The following is a 17,031-nucleotide window of genomic DNA, read 5'->3' as shown; positions in this document are numbered from 1 at the left end:
GACCACCCCGGAGGGTGGCCGCCACGGTAATTGACCTGCGGTTTTGTGCTCGCCGTGGGTGTGGTGAGCTGTTGGCCGTAGGTGCATTTCCGCCATTCCTGACATTCTGCTTCGGTGCGATCCGTGTGTCGTGTGTCCACTTGGGGTTCCGAAGCTGGTCTGGGAGTCAGAGGGTTAAGTCGTCCCGATGCGACTGTAGCTGTGCTGTGCTGCGGGTCTGGACTGTGGCGAGGCCGTTGTAGGAGGCGGTAGATCAAAGTAAGGCCGGTTCTTCGACGAAGGGCAGGACCGTGGGGACGAAGGGGCAAGCTGACAGGGCGCCTCCTGCTCGTGCCCGGGGACGGAAGCTCAACCGAGGACGCACGGCTCAGGCTTCCCGGTACCGGTCCCGGACCTCGGGGCGCTGCCGGAAGCCTGCCGACCTGTAGGTGGCGACGGCTCCGGCGTAGGAGACCGGGGTGCAGACGAGCGCGCTCGACGAGCCGAGCTCCCGGAGTGCGGCCGCCGCGGCGAGGGTGATCGCCTTGCCGTAGCCGTGACCGCGGTGTTCCGGGTGCACACCCATCGGCTCCAGCAACCCGGGCTTCCCCGGACCGGCCGACCACACCGTCACCGCCGCCACCGAGTGACCCCGGACGTCGTGGGCGACCAGGCACCGGGCGTCGGCGTACGGCGAGCCGGCCGCCATCGCGTGCCAGCGCTCGTCCGTGAAACTCACGCTGTCGAACGACGCCCGATGCACGGCGGCCCGCGCGTGCGCCCGCTCCGGCCCGATCGCCTCGATGCGCACACCCGGGTCCTCGACCGGCTCCGTGAGGTCGCGGCGCAGCGGTATCCATGGTTCGTCGGTCCGCCAGCCGTCCTCGGACAGCAGGTCCTGGACCCGTGCGTCCATGGGCGCCTCGATGTTCACCTTTCCCTCCGGCAGTACGCCGCGCTCCGGATCGGTGACGTCCTCGACCAGCTGCCGCGCCAGCTCCTCGTCCTGTTGAACGTCCGGTGCGATCGTCAGCCGCAGCAGCTCGGGGCCGTCCAGCAGTCCGGCGGCGAGAATCCGCCCGCCCCGGCTCCACGTTCGTACTGCGGCGGCTGTCGCCTCCGCCCCGAACCGCCAGAACCAGCCCAGGTCTCCCGGATGCAGTTGCATCGGCGCCCCCTCGTACTGCCACTCCCGCAGCACGTCCACCACCTCGCGCAGTCCGTCAACTCCTGGTGTGTGCAAAGCATTCGTCATGCCACCGATTCCACCTCACCGCACCGCCTGCCCGCATCAGGTTTCCGGCCGGCCGGCGCGGCGCCTGCGCGCCGGCCGAGCGCCGACAGCGGCCACGGTCGGCCACGGTCGGCCACGGCCGGAACCGGCCCGGCCCGGGCGCTCCCGTGGCGGGGGCCCGTCCGTCCGCCTACCGTCGGAAGACGGCAGGCCCTCACGGGCAGAAGGCAAGCGAAGTGGAGAACAGATGACTGTCCCGGTGTTGTTCGGCGCCAACATCGACCCCACCTGGGCCGATCCGGGGGCTCCCTTGCGGTTGGCCCGCCGGGCCGAGGAGGCCGGGCTCGACCTGGTGACGGTGCAGGACCACCCGTACCAGCGTGCGTTCTTCGACACCTGGACCCTCATCAGCCATCTGACGGCCGCCACCCAGCGGATCACGTTCGTGCCCACCGTGGCCAACCTGCCGCTGCGCCCTCCGGCCATGCTGGCCAAGGCCGTTGCCAGCCTCGACGTGCTCACCGGTGGTGGCCGGGTGCAACTGGGCCTGGGCGCGGGTGCTTTCTGGGAGGCAATCGAGGCGATGGGCGGTCCCCGGCGCAGCGGGAAAGAGGCCGCCGACGCCCTGGAGGAGGCGGTCGGGGTCATCCGGCTGATGTGGAGCGGGCAGCGGTCGGTGCGGACCACCGACCACACGTACTACTCGCTCGCCGGGACCCGCCCCGGGCCGGAACCCACCCCGGGGCTGGGGATCTGGCTGGGTGCCTACGGGCCGCGCATGCTGCGCATGACCGGCGCCCTGGCCGACGGCTGGATACCCTCGCTCGGCTTCCTCGGCCTGGACCGCCTGCCGGCCGCGGTGGCGCGGGTGAACGGGGCGGCCGAGGATGCCGGACGCGACCCGTCGGCCCTGCGCAAGGTCTACAACCTCAACGGCATGATCGGCCCGGAGTCCGGCGAGCCGTTCAAGGGCTCGGTGAGCCAGTGGACCGAGCAACTCGTGCCGCTGGTGCGGGACGTCGGCATGAACGCCTTCGTCTACTGGCCCGACGAGGATCACGAGCGGCAGCTGGCGGTCTTCGCCGACGAGGTCGTGCCCGCGGTCCGCGAGGCCCTCGACAGCTGACTGCCGGGGTGCGGCATCGGCGGCGCCCCACCCGACGGGGCCCCGCCGGTGCGGGGACGGTCACCCGGAAGAGATCGGCTACTGCGCCCAGCGGGAAGCGCGCCACTCACCCTTCAGCATGGCGTAGACGAACTCGCCGCCCCACTCCCCCTTGAAGATCTCGGACTCCACGAAATGTGCCTCCCGGCGCATCCCCACCCGCTCCATCAGCCGGTAGGAAGCATCGTTGCGCGGGTCGCAGCGTCCGATGATCCGGTGCAGCCCGAGCTGCTCGAAGCCCAGCCGCAGCATCTCCACGGAGGCTTCCGTCGCGTAGCCCCGGCCGTGGAAACCGGGGTGCATGACGTACCCGAACTCTCCCTGCTTGTTCTGCTCGCTGAGCCAGATGAGCAGCACGTAGCCGATCGCCTTGCCGTCCAGATCGACGGCGAGCAGCAGGGTGTCCCCCTCCTTGCGCAGCGCCGTCTGCTGCTGCCGGGTGGCGAGCTCCTGGGCGTTGTCCTCCCGGGTCCGCGGTTCGTTGAAGAGGTAGCGCGCCACGTCGGGCTGCGCCTCGAACTCCAGCATGTCGTCCTCGTCACGTTCCGTGAACGGCCGGAGGGTCAGGCGACTGGTCTTGATCGGCTCCGAGATCTCGATCATGGGCTCCCTTGCCGCTCCCCGTGCGTCGATCCGCGTGAACGTTCGCACACCCAACGCTACACAGACGCGTCATCCGGAATGACTGGGGGCCGGTTCGCCCGGTCGGTCCGGGCCACCACACGTGGGGCGTTACGGGGTGTGGGTGCTGATGGGGCTTCGGGCGGCCGCGGGCTTCGGCAAGCGCCGTCGCACCTCCCCGTCCGTCGCGAAGCCCGGGCGGACTGAGCGGGGAGCGACCGCGTTACGGGGCGGGAGGGCCGAACAGGTGGAGTCCGAGCCGGGGCGGAGTGCGCCGCAGCCGGGACCGGAGCCGGTGCACGGCTCACGGTCCACTGCCGGCCGGCTGCGCTCCCGTACCTGCGGGAGGAATGCCGCCGAGCGGCCGCACGGAAGAACGCGCACGGAAGTACGCGCAGGGAAGGCGCCTCGGCACCACCTGTCGGCGGGGTACGGCCGCGCGGCCGTACCGGGCTCAGAGCGTCAGGTCGATGCCGGTGGCACTGCCGCTGAGGGGGGCGGCGACAGCGGGGGCGGGGAGGATGGTGAAGCCGAGCCGGGTCATCGCGCGGGAGACCTCGGCGGCGGTGAAGTCGCGCCGGTCCTGCCGGGTGACGACCGCGCCCACCTGCTTGACGGGGTAGGTGCGCCGACCGATGCGGACCGACACGCCGGTGATGGGTTCGGGCTTGATACCGCTCATCGCCTGCTGCACCTCGCTCATGGTCAGGTCGAAGGGGTAAGCGGCGATGATGCAGCGCATGGGGCCTCAGCATGGGGAGAAGGGTGGGACCGGTGAAACCAGAGTCCCACACCCGGGCGCGCGCGGGAAGGAACGAAGGCGTAACGGGCCGGCCCCGGTGTCGCGGCCGTGTCGCACCGGGCTTGCCGACGTGTCCCCGGCAGATGTGCTACGTTGGTTTCAGTTGCAGTTTTGGTACCCATGAACTTCGTGTGCGCCTGACGGATCAACCATCAGGCGCATTTTTGTTTTTCCGGCCACTCCGGATGGGGACATTGCGGCGACACAGGAGTCCGCACAGTGCGGGTTCCCAGTAATGCCCCTATGTAGAGGAGATCAATATGGCTACCGGCACCGTGAAGTGGTTCAACGCGGAAAAGGGTTTCGGCTTCATCGAGCAGGACGGCGGCGGCGCTGACGTCTTCGCCCACTACTCGAACATCGCCGCCCAGGGCTTCCGCGAGCTCCAGGAGGGCCAGAAGGTGACGTTCGACGTCACGCAGGGCCAGAAGGGCCCGCAGGCCGAGAACATCGTCCCGGCCTGACGCCTGGACGCAGCACGTAGTTGGGGCCCGCACCTTGAGGGTGCGGGCCCCAGCCCGTGCGCCGGATCCGCATGGATCCGCCCTGGGCCCGTAGCCGGCATGGCACGGTGCCCGTATTTCACCGGCTCGTTCTTGCGATTCTCTGCCCGGCTTTGCCCGCGGAGTCTTCCCGGGCGCGTGCCGCCCCGAGGAAAGGTAAATCCGCATGGACCGCCGTACCCGTACCAGCCGCCCCGCCCGTGGGCGCCCCACCCGTTCCGCGCCCGTCAGCCGCGGCCGTAAGACTTCTTCTCCGCCGCGCGAGTTCGCACTGCCGACCGGCACCACGCCGGCCCTTCCGGCGGTTGCGGCATTCGCCGACCTGGAGATGCCGCCGGCATTGCTGGCGACGCTCACCCAGCAGGGCGTGACCGAGCCTTTCCCGATCCAGTCGGCCACCCTGCCCAATACGCTGGCCGGCCGTGACGTCCTCGGCCGTGGCCGCACGGGCTCCGGCAAGACGCTGGCCTTCGGCCTGGCGCTGCTGGCCAGGACCGCCGGCACCCGCGCCGAGCCGCGCCAGCCGCGGGCCCTGATCCTGGTGCCCACCCGGGAGCTTGCTCAGCAGGTCACCGACGCCCTTTCCCCGTACGCCCGGTCGCTGCACCTGCGCATGGCCACCGTCGTCGGCGGAATGTCCATCGGCCGGCAGGCCAACGCGCTGCGCACCGGTGTCGAGGTGGTCGTCGCGACTCCGGGGCGGCTGAAGGACCTCATCCAGCGTGGTGACTGCCGGCTGGACGAGGTGCGCATCACCGTGCTCGACGAGGCCGACCAGATGGCCGACATGGGTTTCATGCCGCAGGTCACCGCGCTCCTTCAGCAGGTGCGTGCGGACGGCCAGCGGATGCTGTTCTCCGCCACGCTGGACCGTAACGTCGACCAGCTGGTGCGCCGCTTCCTGACCGACCCGGTGGTCCACTCGGTGGACCCCTCGGCCGGCGCGGTCACCACGATGGACCACCACGTGCTGCACATCGTGACGACCGACAAGGCGACAACGACGAAGCGCATCGCGGCCCGCGAGGAGCGCGTGATCATGTTCCTCGACACCAAGCACGCGGTGGACCGGCTGACCCGGGACCTGCTGGCCAGCGGTGTCCGGGCCGCTGCGCTGCACGGCGGGAAGTCGCAGCCCCAGCGCAACCGCACGCTGGCACAGTTCAAGAGCGGCCAGCTCACCGTGCTGGTGGCGACCAACGTCGCCGCCCGCGGTATCCACATCGACGACCTCGACCTGGTCGTCAACGTGGACCCGCCCACGGACCACAAGGACTACCTGCACCGCAGCGGCCGGACGGCCCGCGCCGGTAAGTCCGGAAGTGTGGTCACGCTCGTGCTGCCGAACCAGCGCCACGGGATGGCTCGCCTGATGTCCGACGCGGGTATCACCCCCCGCACCGTCCAGGTGCACTCCAGTGACGCGGAGCTCACCCGCATCACCGGTGCGCAGGAGCCCTCCGGCGTTCCGATCACCGTGCAGGCACCGGTTGTGGAGCGCCCCCGGCGCACCTCGTCCGGCGGCGGCAGCAGCCGTGGCCAGCGCGGCCGTCCGGCCCGCTCCCGCCGCGGTGCCGGTGCGGGCTCGGGCGCCGGTGCGGGCTACGGTGCGGGCTACGGTGCCGGCTGGAGCAGCTTCTCGGAGCGTTCCGGGTCCCGCCGGAACGCCGCGTAGCACGGCCGGAGCCGTAGCGCGGCCGGATCACCCGGCGCCGGTGCGGTGACAGAGGACACAGGGGGGAAGCCCCGGAGCGGTACCCACGCGGTACCAGCGCTCCGGGGCTTCCGCCATGCCAGGGCCGCTCGGTCACCTGCCGCGCTGCTGGTACGCGGCGGTCGCCCCCGCCGCGATGGTGCGGGCGCGCTGCAGCGCCTCGCTCTCGTCCGTGGCCGGCCGGTAGACGGTGAGTGCGCCGTCGCGCTTGTCCAGGTACAGGGTGTCCGGGACGGGACCGGCCTCCCCGTCGTAGGCGAGGGCGCGGGCCTGCCGCAGCCCGGAGAGGTGCAGTCGCGGCAGCCGGGCGGCGGTGTGGACGCGGGACCGCCCCAGGGTGCCGGTCAGGGCTGAGACGACCACCCGGGTGCGGGCCAGCCGCTTGTTCGCGTCGACGGTGCGGATGTCCAGCAGCCCGTCGTCGAGCTGGGTCCGGTGCGCGGGGGCCGGTCCTTCCGGGGAGTAGAGGCTGTTCCCGGCGAAGAGCAGCCACAGCTTCTGCGGCCGGCCGTTCAACGAGATCTCCATCGGACGGGCGGTACGCAGCAGCCGCGTCAGCGAGACGGCGGCGGCCGGCCATTTGCCGATCCGGCCCTCCAGCCGTTCCCGCATCCGGACCAGGTCGGGGTACAGGCCGACGCTGAAGGTGTTGACGAAGTGCACGGTCGGGCCGGAGGCGCCGTCGGCGGGACGGGCGCGGGCCAGGTCCACGCGCACGGCCTCGCCCCGCCCGAGCGCCAGCGCGGTGTCCTCGAAGGTGCGTATCCCGGTGTCCAGGGCGAAGTGGTTCAGCGTGCCGCCGGGGAAGACGGCCAGGGGGACGCCGTGGTCGGCGGCCCGGACAGCCGCGGCGTTCACGGAGCCGTCCCCGCCGCAGATTCCCAGCACGCCGCCGTTCGCTGCCGCGTCTCGCGCCGCCCGGTCCAGGAGGTCACCGAGGTCGTCCGCCGCGGACTGCTCGATGATCTCTGCCTGCGGCAGCAGCAGGCGCAGCCGCTCGACCGGCGGGAGCAGGGGCCGGGCGCTGTCGGGCCCGGCGCTCCGGTTCACCACGGCGATCAGGCCGGCGCCCTCTTGCAGTGCCGGAGCCGCGGCGGGGTGGTGCGTCATGCGGTGGTGCTCCGGGCGGGGCGGCCACCAGCGGCAGGTGAGGGCGGCGGCCCCGAGCCCCAGTGCGACTCCGGCCACGACGTCACCGGGGTAATGCGCCCCGACGTAGACACGGGAGGCGGCGACGGCGGCGGCGACCGGCGCCACCAGCGCCCCGTGCCTGGTGGACTCCAGCGCGACGCCGGCCGCGAAGGCGGCGGCGGAGGCGGAATGGCCGGAGGGGAAGGAGTGGGTGCGGGGTGGCCGGGGGAGCCGTCGTACCGTGGGGACGGAGTCGAGAAGCGGGCGGCTGCGGCGGGTCGCGTATTTCATGACGGTGTTGGCGGTCAGTGAGGCCACGACGAGGGCGCCGATCCCGCGCCGGGCTGCCCGGCGGGCGGTGGGCCCGCCGGTCGCAGCCATGACCGCGGCGGTGCCCAGCCACAGCTTGCCGTGGTCGGCGGCGCGGGTCAGGCGCGGCAGCACCGCCATCCCGGGCAGCCGGGAGCCGGCGACCTTCTCGAACAGCCGTAGGTCGAGGTCGTGTGCCCGTCCCATGTCCTACCGCGCCTTCCTGGAGAGGTGAGGTGGTGCGCGGCCCCTTCCCGTCGTTGCGGGCACCCGGCCGGTGGCCGGGGCGCGGGCGGAACGGTGCCGTGCGGGGAAGGATCATACGGCGTCACGGGCGGAGCCGATGTGCGCCATGTGCCCGTACCCCGGTCATGGGCGGGACCGGCGCCGCGCTGAGCTGTCCCCGCCCGGGGGCAGGCGCCCACCTGGCGGAGGCCCCGACGGCCGGACATGTCCCGCCGTCGGGGCCTCCGCCCCCGGTCACCGGCTCAGCACACGTTCAGTGAGCTGTTCACGCGGGTGATGTTGCGGAAGGTGATGTTGATCCCGCAGGGGTTCTCGGTGATGGCGGAGTTCGTCACCGTCAGGTTCTGGATGGTGATGTCCCGGGTGTTGGGGAACTCCGACCGGGCGGCGATGCGGATGTCACGGTCGCGGACCGTGCCGCCCTGGGCGCCGATGTTCACGTTGTAGCAGTTCTCGACCAGGATCGCGTTGTTCCCGGTGCCGGCGATGTCGATCCGGTCGATGACCGCGCCGCCGCTCTCGGAGACGCAGAAGATGCCGCGTCCGCCGCCCCGGGCGATGACCTCGCCCACCCGGATGTTCGTGGGGTAGCTGTCCCCGACCCGCCCGTTGCGGTTCGCCATGCGGAAGGCCGCGTAGCCGGTCCCGGTTCCGGCGCCCTGGGCGTCGACCCGGGCGACTGTGGCGTTGATGGTGTCGTTGAGCAGCAGCCCCGAGTAGGCCGTGTCACGTGCCGTGACCGTGCCGATGGTCAGCCCGTCGACGCCGTACGTCTCGACGCCGTGGTTGTTGGTGCCCGAGACGTAGACGTCGTCCATCCGCACATTGGTGGTGCGGACGTTGCGGTTGCCGTGGTTGTCCACCCGGATGCCCAGGCCGCCGGACAGCCGCAGGTTGATCTGACCCAGGTGCACGTTGCTGCTGTTCTGGACGAAGATGCCGAACCATGGCCCGCCGGTGACCGTCAGGTGCGGCACGGCGACGTTCGTGACGTTCCGGGCGCGGATGACCGCGTTGCTGCCGGAGGCCGAGCCGGTGGCGTTGATCGTTCCGCAGACCTCGAGCGAGGTGTGGCTCGGCAGGTCGAGCGACTGGTTCGCCGCCATCGAGCCGGAGCCGCGCACGACCACGCGCTGCTGTGAGGTGCGGCCCGGGCTCAGGCTGTTCACCGCCGCGCGCATCGCGGCGAGCATGTCGTTACCGGTGTACACGGTGTTGTTGCCGTTGCGTGCGGTCCAGTTGCCGCCGCTCTGCACGGCTTCCGCGTGGAAGGAGCCGCCGCCGCAGTTCTGCGGGTTGTCCCCGCCGCCGCTGCCGTCGGCCGGCCGGAACGACCACTGCTGGTTGGTGCCGTTCAGGTCGGTGTACTGGGAGATGCGTGCGCCGTCGGAGGTGGAGCGTTCCCAGACGTCCAGGGCCTTGCCCGAGTGCCGGTTGATCAGGCGGTGATTGCCGCCGCCGGAGTCCTCGAAGCGGAACTGCTGGTTGGCACCGCCGAGGTCGGCCCACTGGACGATGCGGGCGCCGTCGGCTTCGCTCCAGTCCCAGACGTCCAGGACCTTTCCGGAGTGCCGGGCCTGGATCCGGTACCAGCCGCCGCCGGAGTCGAGGAACCGGAACTGCTGGTGCGCGGCGTCGGTGCGGGTGCGCTGGACGAGTTCGCCGCCGTCGCCCTGTGCGCCGCCGTCGACTTCCATGACCTTGCCGGAATGCTGGGACTGCAGCACGTAGTACGTGCCGGTGTCGATGGGCTGTGCCTGTCCGGGGGCGGCCACGAGCAGGCTCAGCAGCACCGCGCTGACGGTCGCGGTCACGGTGGCTGCCAGCCGGACGCGTCGGCGCCTTCGGTGCGGGTGTGGGGGAGGAGCGTGGGACATGCCGGGTTTCCTTTCCGCTGTCCTGCGGCCCGGCGGCGGCCCGAAGGGCGTCCGCCAGTGAAAGAGGTAAAGGAGCGCTCCCGTTTGAAACGTATCAACATGCCATGCGCGCGTCAATGTCTGCTCAGTCGCCACCCTGAACCATTCCGCGGGCGCTCCCTCCGGGCCGTCCGGTCCCGGCAGCCCACCTGCCGCCGGGACCGGCGGGCCCTCAGCCCGGCTGAGGCTGTGCCACGATCAGCCGCACCAGCAGGTCGTCCAGGCTGATCAGCCCGGTCAGCCGGCCGTCGGCATCGTGGACGACGGCAAGAGACGCCCGGTGGTGCCGCAACTGCTCCACCGCGTGGGCGATCGTGTCGTCAGCGGTGAGCCGGGGAACCGCCCGGGCCAGCGCCGCGGCCCGCACCTCACGACCCTGCGCCCGGGCCACCATGGCGTCCCGGGCGTGCACCGAACCGAGCACCTGCTGTCCCTCCCGGACCAGCAGCCGGGGGTGATCACCCGCTGCGGCGACCGCGAGAATCGTGTGCGTGTCCGCGTGCGCGGGCACCGACACGATGCTCTCGGCCGGCACCTGGAGGGCCCCGACCGGCGTCTGCGGCTCGGTCAGCGACCGGGTGATCAAACCGGAGTCCGTCTCATTGATCAGCCCGAGCCGATGGGACTCGGCCACCAGATGGGTCAGCTGCTCCCGGCTGTGCACCGAGCTGAGGTCTCCACGCGGAGTGACCCGGCACATGCGCACCACCGTGTTGCCCACCTTGTTGAGCACCCAGATGAAGGGCCGCACCACCTTGACGAGCGCACGGAACGGCGGCGCGAGCAGCATCGCCGAGCGCTCCGGGTGGGAGATCGCCCACGACTTCGGGGCCATCTCACCGACCACCATGTGGAGGAACACCACCAGCACCATGGCGAGGACGAAGGACACGCCGTAGCTGAGCTGGGTGGGCAGTCCCACGGCCAGGAACAGGGGCTCCACCCACTGGGAGACCGCGGGTTTGGTGAAACTGCCGAGCCCCAGGGTGCAGGCGGTGATGCCGAGCTGCGCCCCGGCCAGCATGAGGGACACCTCCCGCATGCCTGCCAGGGCCGAGCGCGCCCCGCGCCGGCCCTCCGCCGCGGCCTGTTCCATCCGGTGATGGCGGGCCGCCACCAGGGCGAACTCGGCGGCGACGAAGAAACCGCTGCCGATCAGCAGCGCGACCGTGATCAGTACGGTGGTCAGCGGATTCACGACGGCTGCTCCTCACGGGAGGCCGCGCTCACGCGCTCCACGCGCACTCGGTCGGGCACGTGCCGGTCCAGTGCCAGCACCTCGATGACGGCCCAGCCGCCGTCCGGCAACTCCAGGTCGAGACGATCGCCCACGACGGGGAAGCGCCCCAGCCGGTCCACCACCAGGCCCGCCACCGTCTCGAAACTGGCGTCCTCCGGCAGCCGGATCCCGATGGCCTCCGACACCTCGTCGACGCGCCGGCCGGCGTCGACCGACCAGCCGCCCGTGCTGTCGGCCACGGCGAGCTCCACGACCCGGTCGCTCTCGTCGGCGATCTCGCCCACCAGCTCCTCGGCGATGTCCTCGAGGGTGACGATGCCGCCCAGCCCTCCGTACTCGTCGATGACCACCGCGAACTCCTCGCGGCCGGCCTGCATCTGTTCGACCGCCCGTGGCAGCGGCAGGGTGTCGGGCAGCAGCAGCGCCCGACGGGCGAGCGTGCCCGCGGTGACGTGGTCCAGCCGGTCGGCGGGCAGCCGCATCAGCTCGCGCACGCCGATCACCCCGATGATGTCGTCGACCCGGTCACCGATCACCAGGTGATGGGAGTGGCCGTTCCGGCTGATCAGGTCGATGACCCCGGATGCCGGCCGGCCGGCCCGGACGTGGGCCACGTCCACCCGTGGCACCATGACCTCCCCGAGCGTCCGCTCGGAGAACTCCAGCGCGTGGTCCAGCAGATCCGCGGTGTGCTGCGGCAGCTGCCCGTGCTGGTGCGACTCCACGATCAGGTGGCCGAGGTCCTCGGCGGTCGCCCCGTGCAGCAGCTCCTGGGCCGGTTCGATACCGAGCCCGTGCAGCAGCTTGTTGGCGGCCGAATCGAACACCCGGATCACCGGGCCGGCCACCTTCAGGTACAGCAGAGTGGAGAGCGCCAGCGACTTGGCCAGCCGCTCCGGCACGGCCAGCGCCAGGTTCTTGGGCGCGAGCTCGCCGAACACCATCTGGAATGCGGTCGCCAGCACGAAGGCGATCGTCAGCGCGAGACCGCGCACCGCCGCATCCGGGACACCGGCGGTGCTCAGCACGGGGGAGAGCAGCTGGGCGATGACGGGCTCGGCGAGAAAGCCGACCACCAGACTGGTCACGGTGATGCCCAGCTGCGCGCCGGAGAGCATGAACGACAGCCGCTTCTGGACCCGCACGGCGCGAGCGGCCCGCTTGTCCCCCGCCTCGGCCTCCCGGGCCAGCGCCAGCCGGTCGGCGGCGACGTAGGCGAACTCCTGTGCGACGAAGTAGCCGTTGCCGGCGATCAGGACGAGCACGGCGAGGAGGCCGAGCGCGGCACTCATCGGACACCACCTCGCCGTGTGCCGCGGCCAGTCAAGTGCTGGCGAGGTGGTCGGGGACTGTGATCAGGCGGGTCCGACGATCGGGCGGACAACAGTGCTCCTTTCTGACGCCCGGGGCCGCTCCTCTGGAGCGGCCGGGGGCTGGGGATCCGGACAACGGTTGTGCCGGAGGGGGAGTTCCCGGATGAGGCGCACTACCCGGAATGAGCCCGCTGACACCTCGGCCACCTGCCCGGTCGCCCGGTCCGGTGACGGAGCGCGGCAGCGAACTGACGCATGGCTGCCGGTCCGTGGTCCGGCTGGAGGGGCGGGCACCGCGGGTGCCCGCCCCTCCAGTGTGCCTCGCGGCGCTCAGCCGCGCTGCAGATCCGCCATCCATGCCTCGACCTCGTCCGGCCGGCGCGGCAGCATCGCGGAGAGGTTCCGGTTGCCGTCCTCGGTCACCAGGATGTCGTCCTCGATCCGGATGCCGATCCCCCGGTACTCCTCGGGCACCGTCAGGTCGTCGGCCTGGAAGTACAGCCCCGGTTCGACCGTCAGGCACATGCCCGGCTCCAGCGTGCCGTCCGCGTAGGACTCGCGGCGGGCCGTGGCACAGTCGTGCACGTCCAGCCCGAGCATGTGCCCGGTGCCGTGCAGCGTCCAGCGGCGCTGGAGGCCGAGTTCCAGAACCCGCTCGACCGGTCCTTCCAGCAACCCCCACTCGACGAGCTTCTCGGTGAGCACCCGCTGTGCCGCCTGGTGGAAGTCGCGGTACTTCGCGCCCGGCCGCACGGCCGCGATACCGGCTTCCTGGGCCTGGAGCACCGCCTCGTAGACGGTGCGCTGCAGATCGGTGTACCGGCCGCTGATCGGCAGCGTGCGGGTGACGTCCGCCGTGTAGAGGTTCCTGGTCTCCACACCGGCGTCCAGCAGCAGCAGGTCACCGTCCCGGACCGGGCCGTCGTTACGGACCCAGTGCAGCGTCGTGGCATGCGGGCCGGCGGCACAGATGGACCCGTAGCCGACGTCGTTGCCCTCGACACGGGCCCGCAGGAAGAAGGTGCCCTCGATGTACCGCTCGGAGGTGGCCCGCGCCCGGTCCAGCACGCGTACGACATCCTCGAAACCACGGGCGGTGGCCTCGCAGGCGAAGGTCAGCTCGGCGATCTCGAAGTCGTCCTTGACCAGCCGCAGCTCGGACAGGAAGGTCTGCAGCTCGGCATCCCGCTCCGCGGTGACCTTGTCGGTGAGCGCGGCCTCGATGCCCGCGTCGTAGGAGCGGACCTGGCGGACCGGGCCGGATGCCTCCGCCAGTTTCTCCGCGACCTTACGGACGTCCTCGCAGGGCATGCCGTAGAGCTGTTCGGCTTCGGTGAGGCTGTTGCGGCGGCCGACCCACAGCTCGCCGTGGCCGTTCAGCCAGAACTCGCCGCTCTCCCGGTCCGAGCGAGGCAGCAGGTACAGCGTGGAGTCGTGACCGCTCCCGGTGGGTTCCATGACCAGGACGCCGTTCTCCGTCTGGTCGCCGGTGAGGTAGGCGTACTCCACGGAGGCACGGAAGGGGTAGTCCGTGTCGTTGGAGCGGGTCTTCAGCTTGCCGGCGGGCACCACGAGGCGCTCGCCCGGGAAGCGGGCGGAGAGCGCCGCCCGGCGGCGCGCGGTGTGCCCCGCCTGGGCGATGGGCTCCAGCCCGTGCAGCTCGGTGTCGTCCCAGCCACCCTTCATGTTCTCTGCCAGCTCGTCGGAGACGAGCGGGCTGAGGCCGTTCTTCCGCGGCTTGTTCGGCTCTTCGGGCTTGGTGTCCGGGGTCTCCGGAGTCTGCTCCTCGGCCACGTCGGTGCCTCCTCGCATGCTGACTGGACCGGTCTGGGACCGGTCTCCATCGTAGGCGCGGGGCCCTCGTCCCTGACAGGGCAGGTGGGCAGGGGCCGGCGGGCGGGCTTCCGTCCCGGCTCCGGGACCGGGACCGGGGACAGATCCCCGGCCCCGGTCAGAACCGGACGACCAGCAGCACGACGTCCTCCGGAGCGCCGTGCGGCTGCAGCGTCCCCGGCAGCACGGTGTGCAGGACGTGGTCGGCCAGCGCCTCCGGGTCGTCGCGCACGGCGGGCCCGGCTCCGGCCGCGGCCGCCTGCAGCCGGGCGAAGGCGCGGTCCATGGGTTCCCCGCTGCGCTGCAGCAGCCCTTCGGTGTAGAGCAGTACCGTTTCTCCCGGGTCGAGATCGATCTCGACGCTGGGTGCCTCCCAGCAGGCGAGCATGCCGAGCGGAGCGGACAGACTGGTCTCCGCGAACTCCGCCCTCGCCGGCCCCAGCACCAGCGGCGGGGGGTTTCCCGCGGAGGCCACGATCAGCTTGCGGGTGTGCGGCTCGGCGTACCCGAAGAGGGCGGTGGCCAGCCGGGACGGTTCGGTGACGCGCAGCAACAGCTCCAGATCGGACAGGACGGCGACCGGGTCCTCGCCCTCCATGACGGCGTAGGCCCGCAGCCCTGCCCGGAGACGTCCCATCGCGGCCACCGCGCTCGGGCCGGAGCCGGTGACGCTGCCGACGGCGAACCCGAGTGCGTCGTCCGGCAGCGGCAGGGCGTCGTAGAAGTCACCGCCGCCGCCTGGCCTGGTGTGGTGCCGTACAGCGATCCTGACGCCCGGGAGCCGGGGCAGCCGGCTCGGCAGCAGTCCTTCGTGCACGGCCTGCACAGCCGAGTGCGCCCGGGTGAGCTCCATCCGGTTCACCAGGTGCGTGGTGGCCTGACGCAGGTACAGAGCGAGCAGGTGGCGCTGTCGCTCGTCCGGCCGGCCGGGCTCGTCGTAGAGCCACACGGCGGCCCCGATCCGGCCGTGCCCGTCGGCGGTGAGCGGCAGCGCGTAGCTGGCGGCGAAGCCCAGCCGGGCGGCCACCTCCCGATGCCTGGGCGCGAGTCCCTCGTCATGGGGGATGTTGTGGTGCGCGATCTCGGTGAGCGGCTCCCCGCTGCCGGGCAGTGCGTCCAGCAGCCGGGCATAGGAGGCCGAGCTGCGGGGAACGGTCTCGATGGCGCCGAGCTCGGCATGGTCGAGTCCGAGGCCGACCAGCCGGTCCGGGCCGGTGCCGTCGGCCGGGCTCAGGGAGAGGAGACCGCGGCGCGCCCCGGCGAGGGTGGCCCCGGCGCGCAGGGTCTCCTGCAGCGCCTCGTCCAGGGTGCCCGTACGCCCCAGCCGTTCGGTGAGGTCGTGCAGGGTGGTGAGATCACAGATCCACGAGGCGAGCCGGTCGTGCACCCCGCCGGGGCCGCGGAAACCCGGCTCGGCGTCGTCGGTGGGTGCTGGAGTCTGGGGCAGGGCGGAGAGAGGCAGGTGAATTCCGGCCAGTCTCGCCATCGGTGAGCTCTTCATACGCGGCGACTCTTGTCGAGTCGGGCTTGGCGCAACGGCATTGCAAACCCCCATGTCACGTGAGTCACTGGGGGGACATTCCGCATGCACACGCGCCAGTGACGAGATCTCCTGCATGAACTGTTGAGGGGGATGATGCCCAGGTGAAGCGAACACTCGGTGTTGACAGGCCGACGCTCTGCAAGGTTGGCGAAAAAAGACGCTTGTCCGGGCTGCGCACGATCGACTGGTCCTTCCTCCACGGTCGGTAGTGCCGCAGAGACTGGGTACTCGGCCGGAGAACCACAGGACTGGTCAGGTCCTGGCGGAACGGACAGCCGGGCCCCGGCGTCCTGGCAGAAGACGGGCAAGCACGCCGCCCTGGTGCGAACAGCGCTTCAGCACAGGCGGGAGCGAGCACAAAGCGCCATCGCTCGCCACCCCTCACCCTCTGTTCATCCGGCTCACCGCGTCCCAGGCTGGGTACCACCGCGCGAACCGCTGCATACGGCGATCTGTGTTCCATGTGAGGTGACCAGCCGGTCAGCTGTGTCCCGGCCCTCAGGCACGAAGGAAAGGAACGGGCGTACATGCGCGAGACTCTCGGAAAGCTCGGAAAGCGACGCTCTCTCCTGGCCCGCCTCCTGGCGGTGGCCTCTCCCGGCCGGCCCAAGGCCGCCCGGAACGCCGCGCTGACCTGTGCGGCGTCCTGGGGGTGGCCGGTGGTGCCCGGCGTGGAGACCCGCCCGGACGGCAGCTGCGGGTGCTCCCGTCCGGGCTGTGTGGTGCCCGGCGCTCACCCCAGCATTCCCGGGCTGCTGGCGGCCACCACCGACCCTCGGATGGTGCGCTGGTGGTGGACACAGTGGCCGCAGGCCCCCCTGCTGATGGCCACCGGTGGCCGGGCGCCCTGCGCGCTCAGCCTCCCGGCGGCTGCGGGCGCCTGGGCCCTGTCGGAGCTGGACCGCCGCGGGGTGCACACAGGTCCGGTGGTCGCGACACCCACCCGCTTTCTGCTGCTGGTCGCCCCGTACGGGCTTCCGGAGCTCGGAGAGCTGCTGCACGCCCGCGACCGGGTGCCCAGTGCGCTTCGCTTCCACGGGGAGGGCGGATACGCGCTGCTGCCGTCCTCGCCTCCGGGCGGCGGCGCCGGGGTGCGCTGGGAGCGGCCTCCCGTGCCGAGCCAGGGGGGCATCGCGCTTCCTTCGGCAGCGGATCTGCTGGACGTGGCGATCGAGGCCGGCCTGAACACACCCGACACCGGAAGTCGTCTCGCCTACTGAGCGGATTCCGGCGGCACCGGCATCCGGACCGAGGCGCAACCGGGAAGGCCGGGCGGCTCGGGCCGGCGGACAGAAAAGAACCCGGCCGCTGGCGACGGGGGATGCACCAGCGACCGGGCTCACTTCAAAAGGTAACAACTCCTCGGGCTTTCGCAAATCCCACGCGCCCGCTCAGTGGCCGAAGTCCGTGCGTGAGACGCCTGTTGTGACTGGAATCACCACTCAGGGGTGCCTCCGCCGCCCTGCCGGCCCGGCTGTCCGT

Annotated in this window: 13 protein-coding genes; 4 read left to right on the top strand and 9 right to left on the bottom strand. The window is 71.5% G+C overall.

Annotated elements, in window-relative coordinates; genetic code table 11:
* Positions 1–367: 367 nt before the first annotated feature.
* A complete protein-coding gene (locus tag PJ985_RS01085) occupies positions 368–1,234 on the bottom strand; it encodes a GNAT family N-acetyltransferase (protein ID WP_271681553.1) in 867 nt (288 codons plus the stop codon).
* Positions 1,235–1,460: 226 nt separating this feature from the next.
* On the opposite strand from PJ985_RS01085, the gene PJ985_RS01080 reads away from it, so the two are divergent.
* Entirely contained in the window at positions 1,461–2,339 is an 879-nt protein-coding gene (locus PJ985_RS01080) for an LLM class flavin-dependent oxidoreductase (RefSeq protein WP_271681552.1), read from the top strand.
* 78 nt (positions 2,340–2,417) lie between these two features.
* On the opposite strand, the gene PJ985_RS01075 is transcribed toward PJ985_RS01080, so the two are convergent.
* A complete protein-coding gene (locus tag PJ985_RS01075) occupies positions 2,418–2,981 on the bottom strand; it encodes a GNAT family N-acetyltransferase (protein ID WP_271681551.1) in 564 nt (187 codons plus the stop codon).
* 472 nt (positions 2,982–3,453) lie between these two features.
* On the bottom strand, positions 3,454–3,741 hold the full coding sequence (locus PJ985_RS01070; protein WP_271681550.1) for an SCO5918 family protein: 288 nt from the start codon (positions 3,739–3,741) through the stop codon (positions 3,454–3,456).
* Positions 3,742–4,061: 320 nt separating this feature from the next.
* Here PJ985_RS01070 and PJ985_RS01065 point away from each other — a divergent pair, with 320 nt between their 5' ends.
* Both PJ985_RS01065 and PJ985_RS01060 read left to right on the top strand, forming a co-directional pair.
* Positions 4,062–4,265, top strand: coding sequence for a cold-shock protein (locus PJ985_RS01065; RefSeq protein ID WP_155343844.1), 204 nt, complete (start codon positions 4,062–4,064; stop codon positions 4,263–4,265).
* Between the two features lie 205 nt (positions 4,266–4,470).
* Positions 4,471–5,979, top strand: a complete 1,509-nt coding sequence (locus PJ985_RS01060; RefSeq protein ID WP_271681549.1) for a DEAD/DEAH box helicase — start codon at positions 4,471–4,473, stop codon at positions 5,977–5,979.
* Between the two features lie 132 nt (positions 5,980–6,111).
* On the opposite strand, the gene PJ985_RS01055 is transcribed toward PJ985_RS01060, so the two are convergent.
* The 6 genes from PJ985_RS01055 to PJ985_RS01025 all read right to left on the bottom strand — a co-directional run bounded on the left by PJ985_RS01055 (position 6,112) and on the right by PJ985_RS01025 (position 15,507).
* A complete protein-coding gene (locus tag PJ985_RS01055) occupies positions 6,112–7,665 on the bottom strand; it encodes a bifunctional phosphatase PAP2/diacylglycerol kinase family protein (RefSeq protein WP_271681548.1) in 1,554 nt (517 codons plus the stop codon).
* A gap of 281 nt (positions 7,666–7,946) precedes the next feature.
* Positions 7,947–9,581 (bottom strand): RICIN domain-containing protein, encoded by a 1,635-nt coding sequence (locus tag PJ985_RS23305; RefSeq protein WP_333909819.1) that lies wholly within the window; start codon positions 9,579–9,581, stop codon positions 7,947–7,949.
* A 211-nt stretch (positions 9,582–9,792) separates the two neighbouring features.
* Positions 9,793–10,818, bottom strand: a complete 1,026-nt coding sequence (locus PJ985_RS01040; RefSeq protein ID WP_271681547.1) for a hemolysin family protein — start codon at positions 10,816–10,818, stop codon at positions 9,793–9,795.
* Positions 10,815–12,152 carry a hemolysin family protein gene (locus PJ985_RS01035; protein WP_271681546.1) on the bottom strand — a complete coding sequence of 446 codons (1,338 nt, stop codon included), beginning with the start codon at positions 12,150–12,152 and terminating at the stop codon, positions 10,815–10,817. The genes PJ985_RS01040 and PJ985_RS01035 overlap by 4 nt, the downstream gene beginning before the upstream one ends.
* 351 nt (positions 12,153–12,503) lie before the next feature.
* Positions 12,504–13,967, bottom strand: coding sequence for an aminopeptidase P family protein (locus tag PJ985_RS01030; protein WP_443033345.1), 1,464 nt, complete (start codon positions 13,965–13,967; stop codon positions 12,504–12,506).
* A 157-nt stretch (positions 13,968–14,124) separates the two neighbouring features.
* A complete protein-coding gene (locus PJ985_RS01025) occupies positions 14,125–15,507 on the bottom strand; it encodes a PP2C family protein-serine/threonine phosphatase (RefSeq protein WP_443033344.1) in 1,383 nt (460 codons plus the stop codon).
* A gap of 569 nt (positions 15,508–16,076) precedes the next feature.
* Here PJ985_RS01025 and PJ985_RS01020 point away from each other — a divergent pair.
* Positions 16,077–16,769 (top strand): bifunctional DNA primase/polymerase, encoded by a 693-nt coding sequence (locus tag PJ985_RS01020; protein WP_271681543.1) that lies wholly within the window; start codon positions 16,077–16,079, stop codon positions 16,767–16,769.
* Positions 16,770–17,031 lie beyond the last annotated feature (262 nt).

Source organism: Streptomyces sp. ACA25 (assembly GCF_028200735.1).
GTDB lineage: Bacteria > Actinomycetota > Actinomycetes > Streptomycetales > Streptomycetaceae > Streptomyces.
Note: the sequence above shows the minus strand (reverse complement) of the source record. Positions and strands in the feature narration are given on the sequence as shown.

What these genes read in the sequence shown, in the direction of transcription:
- PJ985_RS01085 (WP_271681553.1), bottom strand. Translation starts at nt 1,234, where the DNA reads ATGACGAATGCTTTGCACACACCAGGAGTTGACGGACTGCGCGAGGTG.
- PJ985_RS01080 (WP_271681552.1), top strand. Translation starts at nt 1,461, where the DNA reads ATGACTGTCCCGGTGTTGTTCGGCGCCAACATCGACCCCACCTGGGCC.
- PJ985_RS01075 (WP_271681551.1), bottom strand. Translation starts at nt 2,981, where the DNA reads ATGATCGAGATCTCGGAGCCGATCAAGACCAGTCGCCTGACCCTCCGG.
- PJ985_RS01070 (WP_271681550.1), bottom strand. Translation starts at nt 3,741, where the DNA reads ATGCGCTGCATCATCGCCGCTTACCCCTTCGACCTGACCATGAGCGAG.
- PJ985_RS01065 (WP_155343844.1), top strand. Translation starts at nt 4,062, where the DNA reads ATGGCTACCGGCACCGTGAAGTGGTTCAACGCGGAAAAGGGTTTCGGC.
- PJ985_RS01060 (WP_271681549.1), top strand. Translation starts at nt 4,471, where the DNA reads ATGGACCGCCGTACCCGTACCAGCCGCCCCGCCCGTGGGCGCCCCACC.
- PJ985_RS01055 (WP_271681548.1), bottom strand. Translation starts at nt 7,665, where the DNA reads ATGGGACGGGCACACGACCTCGACCTACGGCTGTTCGAGAAGGTCGCC.
- PJ985_RS23305 (WP_333909819.1), bottom strand. Translation starts at nt 9,581, where the DNA reads ATGTCCCACGCTCCTCCCCCACACCCGCACCGAAGGCGCCGACGCGTC.
- PJ985_RS01035 (WP_271681546.1), bottom strand. Translation starts at nt 12,152, where the DNA reads ATGAGTGCCGCGCTCGGCCTCCTCGCCGTGCTCGTCCTGATCGCCGGC.
- PJ985_RS01025 (WP_443033344.1), bottom strand. Translation starts at nt 15,507, where the DNA reads ATGAAGAGCTCACCGATGGCGAGACTGGCCGGAATTCACCTGCCTCTC.
- PJ985_RS01020 (WP_271681543.1), top strand. Translation starts at nt 16,077, where the DNA reads ATGCGCGAGACTCTCGGAAAGCTCGGAAAGCGACGCTCTCTCCTGGCC.